Source organism: Brucella sp. NBRC 113783 (assembly GCF_040372265.1).
In the GTDB taxonomy this organism is placed as follows: domain Bacteria; phylum Pseudomonadota; class Alphaproteobacteria; order Rhizobiales; family Rhizobiaceae; genus Brucella; species Brucella teleogrylli.
In genome coordinates, this window is sequence record NZ_BAABRX010000007.1 from 116,399 (window position 1) to 133,288 (window position 16,890).

Below are 16,890 nucleotides of genomic sequence, written 5' to 3' on the forward strand. Positions count from 1 at the left end.
CGACGAGGACGGGCGTGGAGGAGGAGAAATGTCTATAGCTGCAATGCTGGCGCAAGGCGCCGATACGACCTTACAGTCCTTGCATGTGGCGAGCCAGATGGCCGCCAACATAGCAACGGACGCGGTGTTTCACGGCAAGCTAGCCGTCGAACACGGTAGCGATAACCTTGTGCAGCTTGCACAGGCAACCGGCACGGACAATCTGACTGTCGATCAGTTCAAGGAACGACTGCAAAACGTCACTCAAGAAGAACAGCTGGGCTGGCTGGCCTCGATCGGCAAGCACTTCATCGGCATCTTCCAAAAGGGTGGCGAAGTGTTTTCCGGTTTTGTGACCGGCATCATTCCGACCCTGGTGGTTCTGATGACCGCCTTCTACGCAATCACCGAACTCGTCGGCGAAAAGCGCGTGCACGGTTTGGCACAGGGTGCGGGCCGCATCGCGCTAACCCGTTATACGGTTCTGCCGGTGCTGTCGGTGTTCTTCCTGACCAATCCGATGGCCTATACCTTCGGTTCGTTCCTTGAGGAAAAGCACAAACCTGCCTTTTACGACGCGGCAGTGTCCTATGTGCATCCGCCACTTGGCCTCTTCCCGCATATCAATCCCGGCGAATATTTCGTCTGGGGTGGCGTACTCGTGGCGCTGCTTGAACTGGAAAAGAAAGGCGCTGTCGCCAATGGCTATCACATCAATGTGGCCATCTGGTACGCCATCGTCGGCCTCGTCGTGATCCTGCTCAAAGGCATGCTCACCGAACGCATCACCGCCATCATGGCGCGCCGTCAGGGCATCGAGCTTTAAGGCGCGCGGGAGGACATCATGGCCAAAACCTACAAATCCGTTAGAATTTCCCATGGCTCCGGTGGCTGGGGCGGACCGCTCGTCATCCAGCCGACCGAACAGCGCAGCAAAATCGTATCCGTGACCGGCGGCGGCATTCATCCGCTCGCCAGACAGATCGCGGAAATGACCGGGGGCGAAGCCGTAGACGGTTTCCGCGCTCCCCCCATTGAAAGCGAAATGGCCGTCGTCGTGGTCGATTGCGGCGGCACCGCCCGTTGCGGCGTCTATCCGCGCAAGCGCATCCCGACCGTCAACCTGACGCCAGTCGGCCAGTCAGGCCCCCTGGCGCAGTTCATCACCGAAGACATTTATGTCTCCGGCGTAAAGCCAGAAAATGTCGTTCCTGCTGATGGTTCCGAGGCTCCTGCAGCCGCAGCTTCCTTAGGAGCTGCCGCCGCCAAGGCCGATGAAAAGCCTGCAGTGCCGATCGATACGTCGAATGATGGCGGCCTCGTCGGGCTGATCAGCCGGATCGGCCGCGTCATGGGCCGTGTCGTCGGCATTTTCTTCAACGCCGGTCGCCGCACCATCGATCAGGTCATCCGCAACGTTCTGCCATTCATGGCTTTCGTGACGATGCTGATCGGTCTCATTCTTTACACCGGCATCGGCGATATTCTTGCCCAGCCGATGGGACCACTCGCCAACAATATCATTGGCCTGCTTGTGCTGTCGGCTATCTGCGGCTTGCCGTTTCTTTCTCCGATCCTTGGACCGGGCGCAGTCATCGCGCAGGTAGTGGGTGTGGCCATTATCGGCCCGCAGATTGCCAATGGCACCATCGCTCCGGCAATGGCCCTGCCCGCGCTCTTCGCCTACAACACGCAGGTCGGTTGCGACTTCGTGCCAGTGGGTCTGGCGCTCGGTGAAGCCAAACCGAAGACGATTGAAATCGGCGTGCCTGCGATCCTGATCAGCCGCCAGATCATGGGCCCTGTCTCGGTGCTCATCGCCTGGCTCGTCAGCCTCGCCGTGCTTTGACGCAAACTGGCTCGTCGCATCAAAGCGGCGGGCCACTCCTCCCAATCTCTGCCTTTAATTTTCGGCATCCTCATCTCCCCAATTTTTGGAGGATGCCGATTGAGTGAAATTGAAAAGGACTGCCGCCATGCCGATACATCTCAAGACACGGATCACCGCAATTGGTCCCGAAGTGGCTGATCTCGCCGAAGGCGGCGTTCTGATCCTGTTTGCAGAGGGCTCCCCGCCCGAACTGGCGGAAGTCTCGGTGATGCACGCAGTCGAAGATGGTCCGCAGGAAGCTGCGCCGCCGGTTGGCGCGCTGATCACCATTGGCGACATTACGGCAAACATTACGGCGGTTGGAACAAGCGCCTGGCAAAAAGTGCGTGACATCGGTCATGTGGTGATATCGTTTACCGGGGCCGACTCGACCGACCGTCCGGGCGAAATCTGTGCCAGCGAAGTTGACGGCGCCGCTCTGGTTGCCGTGCTGCGCGAAGGACATATGATCGTCATCAGCGACTGATCTCAAGAAGCATTCATGATCCAAGGCTCTCAAATGGAACGCTCCACCATCGTCCGGGTGCATGAAGGGTTGCATGCGCGCCCCGCCACCCGTTTCGTCAAGCTCGCCAAGGGGTTCGAGTGTAATATCGAGATCGCAAAGAGCGGCAAAAGCGTCAGCGCGAAAAGCTCCGTTAAGCTCATGCTGCTTGGCGTGAAGGAAAATGACGAAGTCACCGTCAGCGCCGAAGGGGCTGACGCGATTGAAGCACTGGAAGCGCTGATCGGCTATCTCGAAAACCCGCGCGCGGGGCTTGAGGAAAATGACGGCGCAGCCGTTGCCGCGGTGGTGGAGACTGCTCCCGTCGCCGTCCCGGTCGCGAGTGTTGCGATTGCAGCGTTGCCGGAAGGCCAGATCAAGGGCGTTGCCGCCAGTGAAGGTCTTTCGCTTGGCGAGGCGTTTCCGTTTTTCCCTGCCGAAATCACGCCCGGCACCGGCAAGCTGGCACCTCACGAAATCGCACCGGAAATCAGCCGTTATGAGGCCGCTGTTGCAACTGTTCAAGAGCGGATGGAACATTCGCTCGCGCGCGGCGATCTCGCCGAAAGTGATCGCGGCATCGTTGCTGCATTGAAGGACATTGCCTCCGACGACAGCCTGCGGGATGAAGCGCTCGCCCTTATTCGCGGCGGCATGGATGCGGTCTCCGCAACGCTCGGCGCTGCCTCGACGGTCGCGCAGCAATTCGCCAACCTCGACGATCCCTATCTCAATGCCCGCGCCGACGATGTGCATGCAATCAGCCGCCAGATTTGTCTCGCCTTGCTCGGTCAGGAAGACCTCAATCTCGACGGACTACCGGACGGTGCCATTCTGATCGCCGAAGACATCGGCGCTTGGGACTTGGCCCGCGCACCGCTGAAGCGCATTCGCGGCGTGGTTTGCGGCCATGGCGGCGCGACCTCGCATGTCGCGATCATCGCGCGCACGCACGGAATCCCGGCAGTGCTTGGACTTGGCGACGCTGTTCATAGACTGAAGACAGCGCGACAGGTTGCCGTCGATGGCAGTGCGGGCATTGTCCATCATGACCCGGATGCCTCCGTTCTGGCCGAAATCGAAAGCCGCATTGCCAAGGCCACGGAAGAACAGCGTGCGCTGGACAAGTATCGTGACTACACGCCGCATCGCGCCGATGGCGTGGTGATTGAGGTTGCGGCCAATCTCGGCGCTTTGGAGGAAATCGAAGCGGCCCAGACCGCAGGCGCGATGGGCGTCGGCCTGTTCCGCACCGAGCTTCTGTTCATGAAGCATATCCATTTGCCGTCCGAAGACATGCAAATGGAAACCTATGCATCACTTCTGCGCGCTTTCGCACCCCAGTCTGTCATTGTCCGCACACTCGATATCGGCGGTGACAAGCCCGTCGCCGGCATCGAGTTTCCCGAGGAGGAAAACCCGTTCCTCGGCTGGCGCGGCATCCGCATGTGCCTTGACCGCCCGGAGGTGTTTAAGCCGCAATTGCGCGCCCTACTTCGCGCCGCCGTGCACGGCAATCTGAAGGTCATGCTACCGATGGTTTCCGATATCGAGGAGATTCGGGCGACAAAAAGCCTGATTGCCGAATGCGAGCGCGAGCTGGCAGCAGAAGGCAAGCCTTACGGCACGTTTGAACTGGGTGTTATGATCGAAACACCGGCAGCGGTTTTCGCAGCCGATCAGCTGGCCAAGGAATCCGCCTTCTTCTCCATCGGCACCAATGATCTAACGCAATATGTCATGGCGGCAGACCGTCTCAACCCGACGGTCGCGAGGCTCAACGACGTGCATCATCCAGCTGTAATAGCGGCCATTGAAATGACCGCGAAAGCAGCCACGACAGCGGGCATCATGGTTGGCATGTGCGGGGAAGCGGCAGGCAAGCCGGATTTGATACCGGAATTTATCCGCATGGGACTGACCGAGCTCAGCATGAGCCCGGCTTCCATTCCCCGCGCCAAGAAAATCATCGCCGATCTGTTCGGCGACTTAAGGTAGGTGGGCAATCAGCGTCGCGAAGAGGGTTTCGAGCTTCTTCGCGTCGTGGGTTTCTGCCGCATCCACCAGCCGCTCATAGCGTGCCTCCAGCACCATGAATACACTTTCCAGCGGATCGATATCGGCGAGATCAGCAGGTTTTACGGTCGCCAGCCCGCAAGCGAGGCAAGCTGCCGCAAGCCCGACCACTTCCGCCTTGCGCAGATTTTCCGGGTCGCACGAGGCTTCTGACGGCATCAGGCGGACGGGCTTTTCAGCCAGCGCTTCCAGATAAAGCGCGGCCAGCGCCTGTGCAACCTTTAGAGGATCGCGCAGAAGTTCCGCATGCTTGCGCAACAGACGCCCGTGGATGACCGAAAAAGCCGCTTCGTGGATAAGTGCGTTTTCAAGTCCGTAGCGCCGCATCGTTCCCTTGAGGAAATAATACATATCGCTGCGGAAACCGCGCGCACCTTCCGCGCCGGTGCCGAAATAAAAGGATAGGCTGCGCATCTGTGGCGCGCCATGATGTTTGGCCGGTTCAGACGAAATAATCGAGATTGAGATCGCTTCGGCGGCGGTCAGCGCCGTATCCATCACGCCTGCGGCATGGCCCAGAAGCGCTTCCGGCGCAGGCAGGCTGGTTTCGGGCGCACGCGAACTTTGCCGGGCGCGCCTGATCACATAGCGCACGTCACGCAGACGGTCTTTCAGATTGACGGCGATTTCATCGGAAAGTGTGCGCAGCATGCCGGTCGTCCCTCCCTGCGAGGCCAACAATCGTATCTTAACCGATACAAAAGAAGTATTGTTTTCCTCGTCCCGGAAAAGCAATAGGGTCCATATCACAAAGACGCAAACTGTAAGAATTTTGGGGAATCGATTTGAGAAAGACCGCCAAGGGGAAACGGAACGCAGCTGAAACCAACGACCTTCTGGTGGGATCCGAAGGCGTTGCAGCGGAAAACCGCACCAGCCGCCTCAGAACCCGTGCGGCGTGGATGTATTATGTCGAGCAGATGACCCAGAGCGATATTGCCGATGCGCTGGGTGTTGGCCGTGTGACCATTGTGCGTCTTCTTGCCGATGCCCGCGCCCGCAATGAGGTGAAGATCACTATCGAAGGCAAGCTTTCGGCTTTGACCGCGCTGGAAGCGGCGCTTGAAAAGGCTTTCGGGCTGGAGCAGGCCATTGTCGCGCCCCTCTCCTCTGCCGAGACCGATCCGATTCCTCCGATAAGTGCTGCGACCGGCGCTTATCTGTCGGAAAAAATCCAGCACGGCATGCGCATTGGCGTCGGCTGGGGCCGCACTTTGTCCAGCACCTTGCAGCATATCGGCTCGCGTCCGGTGAACGATCTCAAGGTCATTTCGCTTCTCGGCGGCATTGTGCAGCCACGACGCTCCAACCCGCCCGAATTTGCCTGGCAGTTCGCGCAGATGCTGCAAGGCGAAGGCTACCTTATCCCCGCGCCCGCCCTTGTGGACAGCAAGGAGACTCGCACAGCCCTGATTGAGCGCTGTGGCCTGAACACGGTGCTGAACATGGCGGAAGATCTCGACATGGTGTTGCTCAGCATTGGCGGCATCGAGACCGCCAGTAGCACGTCCTACCGCGTGGGGCTCGTCGATGAAGAGCAGAAACAATCGCTGCGCGCCAATGGTGCGGTCGGCGACGTTCTGTTCCATTTCTACAATGCCGATGGCCGTATCGTCGATGATCCGGTGCATGAGCGCGTCATGTCGGCCAGCATCGAAAGCTTGCAGAACACGCCGCAACGCATCCTGACATCCGGCGGCAAGGAAAAGATCGAAGCGCTTCTGGGCGCGATGAAACTTCTGCGGCCAACGGTGTTCATCACCGACGAGGAAAGTGCCGCCGAAATGCTCCGGCGCATCGGACATTCCGTTCCGAACTGAACCGCTCAGTAGTGAGAATACAAATAGTTAGGGCGCTTTCGTGATCCTGCACGAAAGCGCCCTTTGAAATGGGGCCGAAATTACTTGCGCAATTCGGCTTCGATTTCGTCCAGAACCTTGTCCTTGCCGATGCCGGTCAGGAATGCGAGGCCCTTGATGACCCGCTTCTCGACCGCGGCGGAAATAGGCGTCGTGGAAACGATGAAATCCACATTGTCAGCCAGAGACGGCACTTCGGTCGCCTTGGCCTGCTGGGCGTTGAAGGTCAGCCCGCGCTTTTTCATCTCTTCGGTGACGGCAGCATTCACGGCAGTGGATGTTGCGACGCCGGTGCCGCAGGCAAAGAGAATCGTTTTCATTTTGGCCATTTTGGTTCCTCCGATTAACCGAGCGCGGCTTCCACGTCACTCAATGTGCGCGATTTCTTGAGATGCTCGAGCGCGTCCTCATTTTGAATGGTCGCCATCACCTGTTGCAAGGTCTCAATCTGTTTGTCCTTGTCATTGATGGCAAGCAGGAAAACAAACCCGACCGGAACGTCCTCTTCCGGATCTTCCATATTGGAGAAGATGACAGGAGATTTCAGCGTCGCGAAAGCGATGCCTGCTTTCAGGACATGCTCGGGATCGGTATGCGGGACGGCGACGTTTTCTTCGCGCTCCAGCGGCAGACCGGTCGGCATGGTCTGTTCCCGCTTCACGACCGCATCCGCATAGCTTGGCTTTACATAGCCGAGCCGTTCCAGCTTCGCCGCCAGAATACGGATAATTTCCTCATTGGTTTTGGCCTCGCTCTGCAGCTCTATCGCTTCAGGATCCAGAAAAGCCATCAGGTCGTTCGCCATTCCATCCTCCATTGCGGATAGCCGCATACCTCTCCGGTATGCGGCCAGTATTGCTTTTGCGCCTTACCAGTTGTTCTGCTCGGCTGGTTCGTCTTCCGCACCGGCAGCGCGTTCCCAACCGTCGGTGTTGCGACGATAGAGAATGAACGCTGCGGCGATGACGACTGCAAGAACCGCGATTCCAACAACGCCTAACCACTGGATTGCGGCGATGATGACATAAGGCACCCACAGGAAGCCGTCGACCACCGAAGTGATCTGCAACGCGTTTTCCGGCAACTTGAAGCCAGACGACACGGCAGCGCTCGTGAAGAGCGGAGCCAGCGCATTGGCCACATAGAAGCCGATGGCGAGCGTCACCGTGCCGACGACAACCATGCGGAACACGTTGCCCTTCAACAGCGGCGCAGTCATGGCGACGATGAACGGAATAACCGCAAGATCGGCGAACAGGATGACGCGGTTGCCCGGCAGAATCACCGACAGGATGATCGCAATCGGCACGAGGATCAGCGACGACGAGATCGCAGCCGGATGGCCGATCAGGATTGCCGAATCGAGACCGACCAGCAATTCGCGGTCGCCGGTGCGCTTGCGCACGAATTCCTGTGCGGCATCAGAAACCGGCAGCAGGCCTTCCATCAGGATTTTGACCATGCGCGGCAGAAGCAGCATCACGGCGGCAAGCGTCATGCCGGTGCCCAGCACCTTGGCCAGCACATGGCCGAAATCGCCTGAATTGTAGAAAGCGATGAGACCAAGCACGAGACCGATAATCAGGCCCAGAACCACCGGTTCGCCGAAAACGCCGAAACGGCGTTCGATGGTTTCGGTGCTGATGTGGATCTTGTTGATGCCAGGAATGCGATCCATGATCCAGTTGAGCACGATGGCAATCGGCAGAATTTGCGCCGATGCCAGGTGCGGTACCGAAACGCCCGGAACGCCATAGAACTGCTGTACGGCGCGTGCCGACCAGTCAGCGAACAGCAGCGACAGAGCCGCAACAAGAGCTGCAACGATAATACCATAGGCGAGATTGTCCGTTGCGGCGACGACAAGCGAGCCGACAAAGGCAAAGTGCCAGAAGTTCCAAACATCGACATTGAGCGTGCGGGTCCAGCGCATCAAAAGCAGCGCGATGTTGACCAGAATGCCGACCGGAATGACCCAAAGCCCCACGGACGAACCGAAAGCGATGGCCGCAGCCGAAGGCCAGCCCACATCGACGATATCGCGCTTGATGCCCGTATTGGTAACAATCGCCTGAGCCACCTCGCCAATGGAGGTGAACATCAGCCCCAATACGAGGTTGATACCGATGAAGGCGACGCCGATGGTCACGGCAGCACGGAAGGCTTTGCCCACCTTTGCGCCAAGAACCACGGCTATAATGAAAATGACGATAGGGAGCAGGACCGTCGCCCCCAACGTATCGATGGCCGATTTCAGGCCGCTTAGAAATGCGTCCATAGTTTTCTCCTCCCCCCGGCCATCCTCCAACGAATGCCAGGCCGTTCGAACGCTTGTATCAAGTTCCGCGCCGCATGCCCCCACAAGATTTTGTTGTGTTGCATTTTGAAACACCGGGCAGAACATTTGTTTTTTATAGCAGACCAATGTTTGTTCACAAGCGATAAAGCACGGTAAGGAATAACAGGTCTGTGGCGCGTGATAAATGTACACTCGTATTGACTTGGAAACAAATGTTCATTATCGGGTAAAGGAAGAGAGGCGCGAAGGCGTCTGGGGAACATCAGGAGGAAAAGATGGCGACGAATGTGGCGTTGACGGGCTTGGCACGTGATATGCAAGCGCGTGCGGACAGCGGACGGCCGATCCGTATCGGGCTGATCGGCTCCGGCGAAATGGGCACCGACATCGTGACCCGCGTGGCGCATATGCCCGGCATCGAAATCGGCGCCATTTCCGAACTGCGTGTTCCGAACGCTTTGAAAGCGGTTGATATCGCCTATCAGGAAGAAGGCCACGGCAGGCAAGTTTCAAACGCTTCCGACCTGACCTCGGCCATGGAAGGCGGCAAGGTCGCCGTTACGGACAATGCCAGTCTGATCCTCGAAAATGATTTGATCGATGTGGTCATCGACGCCACCGGCGTTCCTGCTGTCGGCGCGGAAATCGGCCTGCGCGCCATGGAACATGGCAAGCATCTCGTCATGATGAATGTCGAAGCCGATGTCACCATCGGCGCTTACCTCAAGGCAGAAGCCGACCGTCTGGGCGTCACCTATTCGCTGGGTGCCGGCGACGAACCATCGTCCTGCATGGAGTTGATCGAGTTCGTTTCAGCCATGGGGCATCCCATCGTTGCCGCTGGCAAGGGCAAGAACAACCCGCTCAATATCGACGCCATTCCCGACGATTATCTGGAAGAAGCCAAACGCCGCAACATGAATGTGCGTATGCTGGTGGAGTTCGTCGATGGCTCCAAGACCATGGTGGAAATGGCAGCCATCGCCAATGCCACGGGTCTGGTGCCGGACAAGCCGGGCATGCACGGCCCTGCCGCAACGCTCGACCAGCTCAACAAGACGCTGATTCCTGAAAAGGATGGCGGTGTGCTTTCGAAGGTCGGGGTCGTGGATTACTCCATCGGCAAGGGCGTGGCTCCGGGTGTCTTCGTCGTCGCCGACATGTCGCATCCGCGTGTTTCGGAACGCATGGAAGATTTGAAAATGGGCAAAGGCCCTTACTTCACCTTCCACCGCCCTTATCACCTGACCTCGCTCGAAGTTCCCCTCACCTGCGCCCGTGTCGTGCTTTACGGCAAGCCGGACATGGTGCCCCTGGCAAAGCCGGTGGCCGAAGTCTGCGCTGTGGCCAAGAAGGATATGCAGCCGGGCGAAAAGCTCGATGCCATTGGCGAATATTGCTACCGCGCCTGGATCATGACGTCTGGCGAAGCGCGTACCGCGCGCGCCATTCCCTGCGGTCTTCTTCAGGGTGGCAGTGTGACAAAGCCGATCAGGAAGGGCGAACTCATCACCTATGACAATGCTGCCGTCGCGCCGGGATCGAAGATCGCCGAACTGCGCGCTCGCCAGGACAAGCTCGTTTACGGAGCATAAGGAGCCGCACCATGGTTCAGGCCAGAAAGATTGATGCGCAGGTCGCAGATCGCCACAACCTGCCCTTCGCTTTCCGCACCTATTCTCCCGAACAGCTGAAGGAAGCGCTGCACAAGATGTATCTCATCCGCCGCTTCGAAGAAGGCGCGGAAGAAAGTTACACGCGGGGTTTTATTCACGGCACGATGCACCTGTCCATCGGACAGGAAGCAAGCGCCATGGGTTCATGCCTGCCTTTGACCGAAGATGACATGATCACCTCGACCCATCGCGGCCACGGTCATTGCATCGCCAAGGGCGCGGATGTGAAACGCATGTTCGCGGAATTTTTCGGCAAGGAAACCGGCTATTGCAAGGGCCGCGGCGGCTCCATGCACATTGCTGATGTATCCAAAGGCAATCTCGGCGCAAATGGCATTGTCGGTGGCGGTATTCCGATTGCTGTCGGCGCTGCCCTTTCCGCAAAAAAGCAGAAGAACAACAAGGTGGTCGTGTCGTTCTTCGGCGATGGCGCCAACAATGAAGGCGCTTTCCATGAAGCGCTCAACATGGCTTCCGTCTGGAAGTTGCCGGTCGTTTTCGTTTGCGAAAACAATGGCTATGGCATGTCTACTTCAACCAAGCGTTCAACGGCGGTGGTGAATGTCGCGGACCGCGCATCGGCCTATGCCATGCCGGGCAAGGTCGTGGACGGCAACAACCTTTCCGACGTTGCCGAAGCCATCAACGAGGCCGTGGAGCGTGCGCGGCGCGGGGAAGGCCCGTCGCTGATCGAGAACAAGACGTACCGTCTGCGTGGTCATTCGAAGAGCGACCGCAACCGCTATCGCACCAAGGAAGAGATCGAGGATTGGGCCAATAATCGCGATCCAATCGCGCATTTCGAAGCCGATCTGAAGGCTTATGGCGTGATCGACGACAAGGAGATCGAAGCCATTCGGGCCAATGTCGAGAAGGAAATCGCTGACGCGATTGAATATGCCCGCAACAGCCCTTCTCCCGACCTCACCAACCTGACCCGCGACGTATATACGGACGAAATCTGATCATGGACACCACCATCCGCGAGTTGAGCTATTCGCAAGCCATTCAGGAAGCCATGGCGATTGCCATGGAGCGCGACGACCGTGTTTTCCTGATGGGCGAGGACATCGGCGTCTATGGCGGCGCGTTTCAGGTAACCGGCGATCTCGTGCATCGCTTCGGCGAAGACCGCGTCATGGACACGCCGATTTCTGAACTGGGCGGTGCGGGCGTCGCCGTAGGTGCAGCGCTGACCGGCATGCGCCCGATTTTCGAATTCCAGTTTTCCGATTTTGCTGCGCTCGCCATGGAGCAGATCGTCAATCAGGCCGCAAAAATCCGCTATATGCTGGGTGGCGCGGTTTCGGTGCCGCTGGTCATGCGTTTTCCCGCCGGTTCAGGCACGGGCGCCGCCGCACAGCACAGCCAGAGCCTCGAAGCCTGGCTCGGCCACGTGCCCGGCCTGAAGGTTCTGCAGCCTTCCACCCCGCATGACGCCAAGGGCATGTTGCTTGCAGCTGTCGAAGACCCCGACCCGGTGATGATTTTTGAGCACAAGCTGCTCTACAAGATGAAGGGGCCGGTGCCGGAAGGCTATTATACCGTTCCCATCGGCAAGGCCGATGTGGTGCGCGAAGGCCGTGATCTCACCATCGTCGCGACCGCAATCATGGTGCACAAGGCGCTGGATGCGGCGGTAGAACTGGCCAAGGAAGGCATCGACGTCGAAGTCATCGATCTGCGCACCGTGCGCCCAATTGATCGCGACACGATCATCAGAAGCGTCAAGAAAACTTCGAAGCTGCTTTGCGTCTATGAAGCTGTGAAAACACTCGGCATCGGCGCGGAAATCTCTGCAATCGTCGCCGAAAGCGATGCTTTCGATTATCTCGACGCCCCGATTGTCCGCCTTGGCGGCGCCGAGACGCCGATCCCTTACAATCCCGATCTTGAACGCGCGACCGTGCCGCAGGTGCCGGACATTCTCAAAAGCGCCCGCGATCTTGCCAGGGGAGTGCGCTGACCATGGCAGTGGAAGTCATCCTGCCGAAAGTCGACATGGATATGGAGACCGGCCAGATTTCGCGCTGGTATGCCAAGGATGGCGATACCGTCACGAAGGGTCAGCTCCTGTTCGAAATCGAAACTGACAAGGCGGCCATGGAAGTGGACGCACCGGCCAGCGGCATTCTTGCAGATGTGAGTGTTGCCGAAGGCACTGTTGTGCCGGTCGGACAGGCTGTCGCGTGGATTTACGAAGAAGGCGAAGAGCGCAAAGCACCACCATCCGTTGAGCGCCCCGCCGATGCGCAGCCTGCTCCCTCGCAGAGCGCGCCAGTACCGGTTCGGGAGGATGGCCCCCCACCTGTCGAACCGGTCGTTTCTACCTCCCAAGCTGCTACCGCTCAGGACACAGCCGTGCGTGCAACGCCGCTTGCACGCCGGCTGGCCCGGGAGGCTGGCATCGATCTTGAGGCGATTGCAGGTTCCGGCCCCAAGGGACGCGTCCAGAAAAAGGATGTCGAGGCGAAGATTGGCTCTGCCCAAGCTGCGGTTGCGGCTGGCGCTGTAAGCCAACCGGTTGCACCCCCCGCACGAAGACCTACCGCCGGTTCCGCTGCACCGCTCAATGCAGTCTGGCTGCGTGAGGGTGAAGCCGGAAAACTGCCTGTTGTCCTAATCCACGGTTTCGCCGCCGACCTCAATTCATGGCGCGGCCTGTTCGCAGGGGCAACACTCGGCCATCCGGTTCTGGCGCTTGACCTTCCCGGACACGGTGCTTCCACGCGCACAGTGCCGGACAGCATCGATGCGATCGCGGAGGCCGTTGAAGCCACACTTGCCGCCTTTGGCGTGAACGCCTGCCTGCTTGGCGGTCATTCCCTTGGTGGTGGCGTTGCGGCGACCGTTGCCGCACGCGGCATCGTGGATGTGCGCTCGCTGGTGCTGATTTCGTCCGCCGGTCTCGGCCCTGAAATCAACGGCGCCTTCACCAAGGGCCTGATCGCCGCCAAAAGCGAAGCGAGCATCATCCCTTGGCTGAAACTGTTGGTCAGCGACGAAAGCCTGCTCACGCGGCCTTTCATCAATGCCACAGTCGCTCAGGCCGCTGATACCGAATTGCGCGCCGCGCAAAGCGCGATTGCGGAACGGTTCTTCACCGATGGCACGCAGACCTTCGATCTGCGGTCAACCATAGCCGGATTGCCGATCCCTGTGCGGCTGATCTTCGGTGCGGAAGATCGGGTCATTCCCGTCAGCCACGCCCATGGGCTGCCCGGAAAAGTCGGCGTGCATATCTTCCAGCGTTGCGGACATATGCCGCAAATCGAGGAACGCGCCGAAGTACTGCGTATTCTTGGCGAATGCGCCCGCGCCGTTGCCTGAAACAACAAAGCCCCGGTTGAACCGGGGCTTTTCTCATATATCAGGCAGTTAACGCCGCTAACGTCCGCTCAACCAGCCGCGTCATGGAGCGTGTCGAGCCAAAAGGCCAAATATCGCCGCCGAGATGATAAATATGACCGGCGCTGACCGCAGGCAGGACCGGCCAGATCGCGCTTTCCGTCAGTTCCTTCGGCGTCGCGTCATCCAACAGGCAAAGCCGTGTCTCCGGCGCTAGCGTGGCAAGCTCTTCCAACCCGAATGTCGTAAAACCAAAGGGCTGCACGCCGCGGTCGACTGCTTCCGAGAAGCCAGCTTGCACCATCGTTTTCATCACGGCAGAATTGGTCGTGAATATTCTCAATCGCGCCACACCGGGCAAAGGCTGCGCAATCACGACAGGCAATGGGCCGGATAGTTTCGCCCGCGCTGCCGACAGGCCATCTTCGAAAGATTGCCACGCGGCCCTGCGTTCCGCCTCGCGTTGCAGCGCACTTGCGGCAACGGCGAGATTTGATTTCATATCCTGAAAGAGATCGGCGCTATCGGATGCGCCGTCGAGCAGCACCGTCGGTGCAATCGCCTTGAGGCGCTCGGCAATCGCCTTATGGCGCAACGCCGATGTAAGGATCAGGTCCGGTTTCAGCCGTGTCAGCGCTTCAAGGCTCGGCTGCTGCCGTCCGCCCACATCGGCCGCATCGGTGAGCCCGTCATTCTCGATATTGACCCACTGGCGATAGCCCGCCAGATCGGCAACGCCCAGAGGGCGAATGCCGAGCGACAAAGCAATTTCCGTTTCCGCCCATTCGAGCGTGACAACCTTACGCGGCGTCTCGGCCCGAACAGAAGACGTAAGGGCGGCCAAAGCCGCCCCCACAAAAAATTCACGTCGTGAGAAACTCACTACCATTTCACACTCGTTGTCGCCACGATGGAGCGGCCCTGACCGTAATAGCACTGGCTGGTCGAATTGCAGCCCGCCACATATTTCTTGTCGCCGAGATTATAGGCATTCACCTGAAGGCGATAGTTGCCAAGATCATAGCGCAGGAAAGCATCCACCAGCGTATAGGATGGCACGAAGAAGGTGTTCAGCGTATCGCCAGCGGTCTTGCCGATGCGTCGTACACCGCCGCCAAGAACGAGATCGCCCTTGAGGTTATCCGGCAGCGGCACATTATAGCTGACGAACAACGACTGCTGATCCTTCGGCACGGTATAAGGCAGCTTGCCAATCTGGGCAGGCGTCTGGCTTTCGCTGACTTCCGGGTCCTGGAAGCTCATGGCAGCCGTCAGGTTCAGGCGATCCCACAATTGGGCCGTGCCTTCCAACTCGACGCCGCGTACGCGCACTTCGTCCGTCTGATAGTAGACGCCGGAAATACGATTGACGACATTCTGCTGTTCAGCTTCGAAGGCCGAAAGCGTAACGCTGTAATTCGCGCCTTCCGGGGCGTATTTAATGCCCACTTCCTTCAACGTGCCCGTGGTCGGCTTGAGCGGCGTATCCGCCAGCGTCAGCGTCGGCAGGAAGGACGTCGAATAGAGCGCATAAGGCACAAAGCCACTGTCGAAGACATAGGCTACGCCCGCACGGCCCGTGAACTTTTCAGGGTCCTGCTCATAGTCGACGCTACGGCCTGTTGAGAGCGTCGTCTGTTCGGAATCAACCCGGACGAAGTCCTTGCGACCGCCGAGCGTCACGCGCAGATTGCCTGCTTCGATCTGATCCTGCACATAAATGCCGGTCTGATACTGGTTTTGCAGAAGACGCGTCGTCGCCTTCACCGGCGTCAGCGGCTGATTGAAGGTCGGGTTGAACAGGTCCTGCGACGGACCAGCCGCCGAGCCAGTATAATTGTCGAGGCGCTGCCATTGCTGATCAACGCCGACCAGCAAAGTGTGCTCCAGAGAGCCGGTATCGAAGCGCGATTCAAGCTGCGTGTCGAAGGCAATTGAATCGAGTTCGGGCTGTGCCAGATAATTGGTGCGCGGCAGCGTTCTGCCATTCCAGCCACTGGTCGGCAGCACGCCCGCAAACAGGTTGCGATAATCGGTCTTCAGATGCGAATAGCGAAAGTTCTGGCGCAGCGTGAACGTGTCGTTGAAGCGATGCTCGAACTGATAGCCAACGTAACTGATTTCCTTCTTATAAGTCGCGATGCGCGGATCGCCATCGGTGAAATCACGCGGAATACTCTGGCCGGTCGGGTTCGGCAGCACGCTGCCATAGGCCGGAACGATCACGCCCGCCTGTCCCAGATCATCCTTGAGATAACCGCCCGAAACAATCAGGCTGGTATCCGCATCCGGACGCCAGGCGAAGCTCGGATTGATGGCAATACGGTTGTTCTTGCCCAGATCGTAGGACGTGTCGGCATCGCGGATCATGCCGTTCAGGCGATAGGTGAAACGAGGGTCGTTGTTGATCGGCCCCGTCAGATCGAAGCCGAATTCCTTGCGCTGGAAACTGCCGCCACGCAGATAGACCTCATTGGATGCCTCGGCCTGCGGCTGCTTGCTGACCATGTTGACGATACCGCCGACATTGCTCTGGCCAAACAGCGCGGAACTTGGACCGCGCAGAACTTCCACGCTTTCGAGCGAATAGGGTTCGACCACGAAGCCCGAATAACCGCCGGTCTGGTTGGCTATCTGCGGAATACGGATGCCATCAAGATAGAGATCAGCCGGGAAACCACGAATGGTGTAATAATCCGAGCGCACATCCGCGCCATAACGCTGACCGTTCACATTGGCGCTGTAAAGCAGTGCTTCACTAACCGACGAGACGGCGCGATCATTCATATTGTCGCGCGTGACAACGGAAATCGACTGCGGCGTTTCGCGGATCGGCGTGTCGCTCTTGGTGGCGGCGCGGCTATATTCAGCAATATAGCCCTCGACGGGAACGCGTGGCCCTTTGTCACCGGAGGTCTGCACCTCGATGGTGTTGAGCTGAATGACGCCCGTGTCCTGGGCCAATGCCGGAACGGCCACAGCGCCAAGCGCCACGCTAGCGAGAAGCACGGTTTTGAGTAGCGATCCGGCGCGTCTGCTGTTGTGAATGCGATCTGTATTGCGCACGGTGTCCCTGCTGGTCTTCAACTCTGTTCTCCTGCCGTTCCTGCAAAACGGCTACTGTCCGCAGCCCATCAAAGCAGCGGCTATAGCGATTATTTTTTATTGTTGCGCAAGTTCAGAATTCAGAATAATTCTAATTTACTCACACATATCAATGCGTTGCGCGAGCGAATATATTCGGGACAGTTTGGTGAGTCAGGCCAATCTTGGTTGCA

General features: G+C 58.6%; 15 protein-coding genes. 9 read left to right on the top strand and 6 right to left on the bottom strand.

Annotation, left to right across the window (positions count from 1 at the left end; genetic code table 11):
* Positions 1–28 precede the first annotated feature (28 nt).
* The 4 genes from srlA (at position 29) to ptsP (ending at position 4,352) form a co-directional block, all read left to right on the top strand.
* Positions 29–805 (top strand): PTS glucitol/sorbitol transporter subunit IIC, encoded by a 777-nt coding sequence (gene srlA / locus ABWW11_RS19395; RefSeq protein WP_109367540.1) that lies wholly within the window; start codon positions 29–31, stop codon positions 803–805.
* 18 nt (positions 806–823) lie between these two features.
* Complete coding sequence (gene srlE, locus ABWW11_RS19400) at positions 824–1,828, top strand: PTS glucitol/sorbitol transporter subunit IIB (protein WP_109367541.1); 1,005 nt, start codon at positions 824–826, stop codon at positions 1,826–1,828.
* Between the two features lie 127 nt (positions 1,829–1,955).
* On the top strand, positions 1,956–2,336 hold the full coding sequence (locus tag ABWW11_RS19405) for a PTS glucitol/sorbitol transporter subunit IIA (RefSeq protein WP_109367542.1): 381 nt from the start codon (positions 1,956–1,958) through the stop codon (positions 2,334–2,336).
* Positions 2,337–2,369: 33 nt separating this feature from the next.
* Positions 2,370–4,352, top strand: a complete 1,983-nt coding sequence (gene ptsP, locus ABWW11_RS19410) for a phosphoenolpyruvate--protein phosphotransferase (RefSeq protein WP_109367543.1) — start codon at positions 2,370–2,372, stop codon at positions 4,350–4,352.
* Here ptsP and ABWW11_RS19415 read toward each other — a convergent pair.
* Positions 4,344–5,081 carry a hypothetical protein gene (locus ABWW11_RS19415; RefSeq protein ID WP_121538795.1) on the bottom strand — a complete coding sequence of 246 codons (738 nt, stop codon included), beginning with the start codon at positions 5,079–5,081 and terminating at the stop codon, positions 4,344–4,346. The two genes, ptsP and ABWW11_RS19415, sit on opposite strands and share 9 nt — an antisense overlap.
* A 134-nt stretch (positions 5,082–5,215) precedes the next feature.
* On the opposite strand from ABWW11_RS19415, the gene ABWW11_RS19420 reads away from it, so the two are divergent.
* Positions 5,216–6,250 (top strand): sugar-binding transcriptional regulator, encoded by a 1,035-nt coding sequence (locus ABWW11_RS19420; RefSeq protein WP_109367545.1) that lies wholly within the window; start codon positions 5,216–5,218, stop codon positions 6,248–6,250.
* An 80-nt stretch (positions 6,251–6,330) separates the two neighbouring features.
* On the opposite strand, the gene ABWW11_RS19425 is transcribed toward ABWW11_RS19420, so the two are convergent.
* The 3 genes from ABWW11_RS19425 to ABWW11_RS19435 all read right to left on the bottom strand — a co-directional run bounded on the left by ABWW11_RS19425 (position 6,331) and on the right by ABWW11_RS19435 (position 8,567).
* Positions 6,331–6,618, bottom strand: coding sequence for a PTS sugar transporter subunit IIB (locus tag ABWW11_RS19425; RefSeq protein ID WP_078340332.1), 288 nt, complete (start codon positions 6,616–6,618; stop codon positions 6,331–6,333).
* Positions 6,619–6,632: 14 nt separating this feature from the next.
* Complete coding sequence (locus ABWW11_RS19430; RefSeq protein WP_319080418.1) at positions 6,633–7,094, bottom strand: PTS sugar transporter subunit IIA; 462 nt, start codon at positions 7,092–7,094, stop codon at positions 6,633–6,635.
* Between the two features lie 63 nt (positions 7,095–7,157).
* The gene (locus tag ABWW11_RS19435) at positions 7,158–8,567 is read right to left on the bottom strand and encodes a PTS galactitol transporter subunit IIC (RefSeq protein ID WP_109367547.1); all 1,410 of its coding nucleotides are present in this window, start codon (positions 8,565–8,567) and stop codon (positions 7,158–7,160) included.
* A gap of 296 nt (positions 8,568–8,863) precedes the next feature.
* On the opposite strand from ABWW11_RS19435, the gene ABWW11_RS19440 reads away from it, so the two are divergent.
* Genes ABWW11_RS19440 through ABWW11_RS19455 form a run of 4 tightly spaced genes read left to right on the top strand, consistent with a single transcriptional unit; the run spans position 8,864 to position 13,594 of the window.
* Entirely contained in the window at positions 8,864–10,183 is a 1,320-nt protein-coding gene (locus ABWW11_RS19440) for an NAD(P)H-dependent oxidoreductase (RefSeq protein ID WP_124915970.1), read from the top strand.
* Between the two features lie 11 nt (positions 10,184–10,194).
* Positions 10,195–11,229: a thiamine pyrophosphate-dependent dehydrogenase E1 component subunit alpha gene (locus tag ABWW11_RS19445; RefSeq protein ID WP_109367549.1), complete on the top strand. Its 1,035-nt coding sequence runs from the start codon at positions 10,195–10,197 to the stop codon at positions 11,227–11,229.
* A 2-nt stretch (positions 11,230–11,231) separates the two neighbouring features.
* Entirely contained in the window at positions 11,232–12,230 is a 999-nt protein-coding gene (locus ABWW11_RS19450; RefSeq protein WP_109367550.1) for an alpha-ketoacid dehydrogenase subunit beta, read from the top strand.
* Between the two features lie 2 nt (positions 12,231–12,232).
* Positions 12,233–13,594 (top strand): acetoin dehydrogenase dihydrolipoyllysine-residue acetyltransferase subunit, encoded by a 1,362-nt coding sequence (locus ABWW11_RS19455; protein ID WP_109367551.1) that lies wholly within the window; start codon positions 12,233–12,235, stop codon positions 13,592–13,594.
* A 40-nt stretch (positions 13,595–13,634) separates the two neighbouring features.
* Here the strand turns inward: ABWW11_RS19455 and ABWW11_RS19460 are convergent, their stop codons facing one another.
* Both ABWW11_RS19460 and ABWW11_RS19465 read right to left on the bottom strand, forming a co-directional pair.
* Positions 13,635–14,501: an iron-siderophore ABC transporter substrate-binding protein gene (locus ABWW11_RS19460; RefSeq protein ID WP_121538787.1), complete on the bottom strand. Its 867-nt coding sequence runs from the start codon at positions 14,499–14,501 to the stop codon at positions 13,635–13,637.
* Positions 14,495–16,699 (bottom strand): TonB-dependent siderophore receptor, encoded by a 2,205-nt coding sequence (locus ABWW11_RS19465; RefSeq protein WP_109367553.1) that lies wholly within the window; start codon positions 16,697–16,699, stop codon positions 14,495–14,497. The genes ABWW11_RS19460 and ABWW11_RS19465 overlap by 7 nt, the downstream gene beginning before the upstream one ends.
* Positions 16,700–16,890 lie beyond the last annotated feature (191 nt).

Coding starts and splice junctions, on each gene's coding strand:
- ABWW11_RS19405 (WP_109367542.1), top strand. CDS start 1,956: ATGCCGATACATCTCAAGACACGGATCACCGCAATTGGTCCCGAAGTG.
- srlA (WP_109367540.1), top strand. CDS start 29: ATGTCTATAGCTGCAATGCTGGCGCAAGGCGCCGATACGACCTTACAG.
- ABWW11_RS19450 (WP_109367550.1), top strand. CDS start 11,232: ATGGACACCACCATCCGCGAGTTGAGCTATTCGCAAGCCATTCAGGAA.
- ABWW11_RS19445 (WP_109367549.1), top strand. CDS start 10,195: ATGGTTCAGGCCAGAAAGATTGATGCGCAGGTCGCAGATCGCCACAAC.
- srlE (WP_109367541.1), top strand. CDS start 824: ATGGCCAAAACCTACAAATCCGTTAGAATTTCCCATGGCTCCGGTGGC.
- ABWW11_RS19435 (WP_109367547.1), bottom strand. CDS start 8,567: ATGGACGCATTTCTAAGCGGCCTGAAATCGGCCATCGATACGTTGGGG.
- ABWW11_RS19460 (WP_121538787.1), bottom strand. CDS start 14,501: ATGGTAGTGAGTTTCTCACGACGTGAATTTTTTGTGGGGGCGGCTTTG.
- ptsP (WP_109367543.1), top strand. CDS start 2,370: ATGGAACGCTCCACCATCGTCCGGGTGCATGAAGGGTTGCATGCGCGC.
- ABWW11_RS19415 (WP_121538795.1), bottom strand. CDS start 5,081: ATGCTGCGCACACTTTCCGATGAAATCGCCGTCAATCTGAAAGACCGT.
- ABWW11_RS19440 (WP_124915970.1), top strand. CDS start 8,864: ATGGCGACGAATGTGGCGTTGACGGGCTTGGCACGTGATATGCAAGCG.
- ABWW11_RS19430 (WP_319080418.1), bottom strand. CDS start 7,094: ATGGCGAACGACCTGATGGCTTTTCTGGATCCTGAAGCGATAGAGCTG.
- ABWW11_RS19425 (WP_078340332.1), bottom strand. CDS start 6,618: ATGGCCAAAATGAAAACGATTCTCTTTGCCTGCGGCACCGGCGTCGCA.
- ABWW11_RS19455 (WP_109367551.1), top strand. CDS start 12,233: ATGGCAGTGGAAGTCATCCTGCCGAAAGTCGACATGGATATGGAGACC.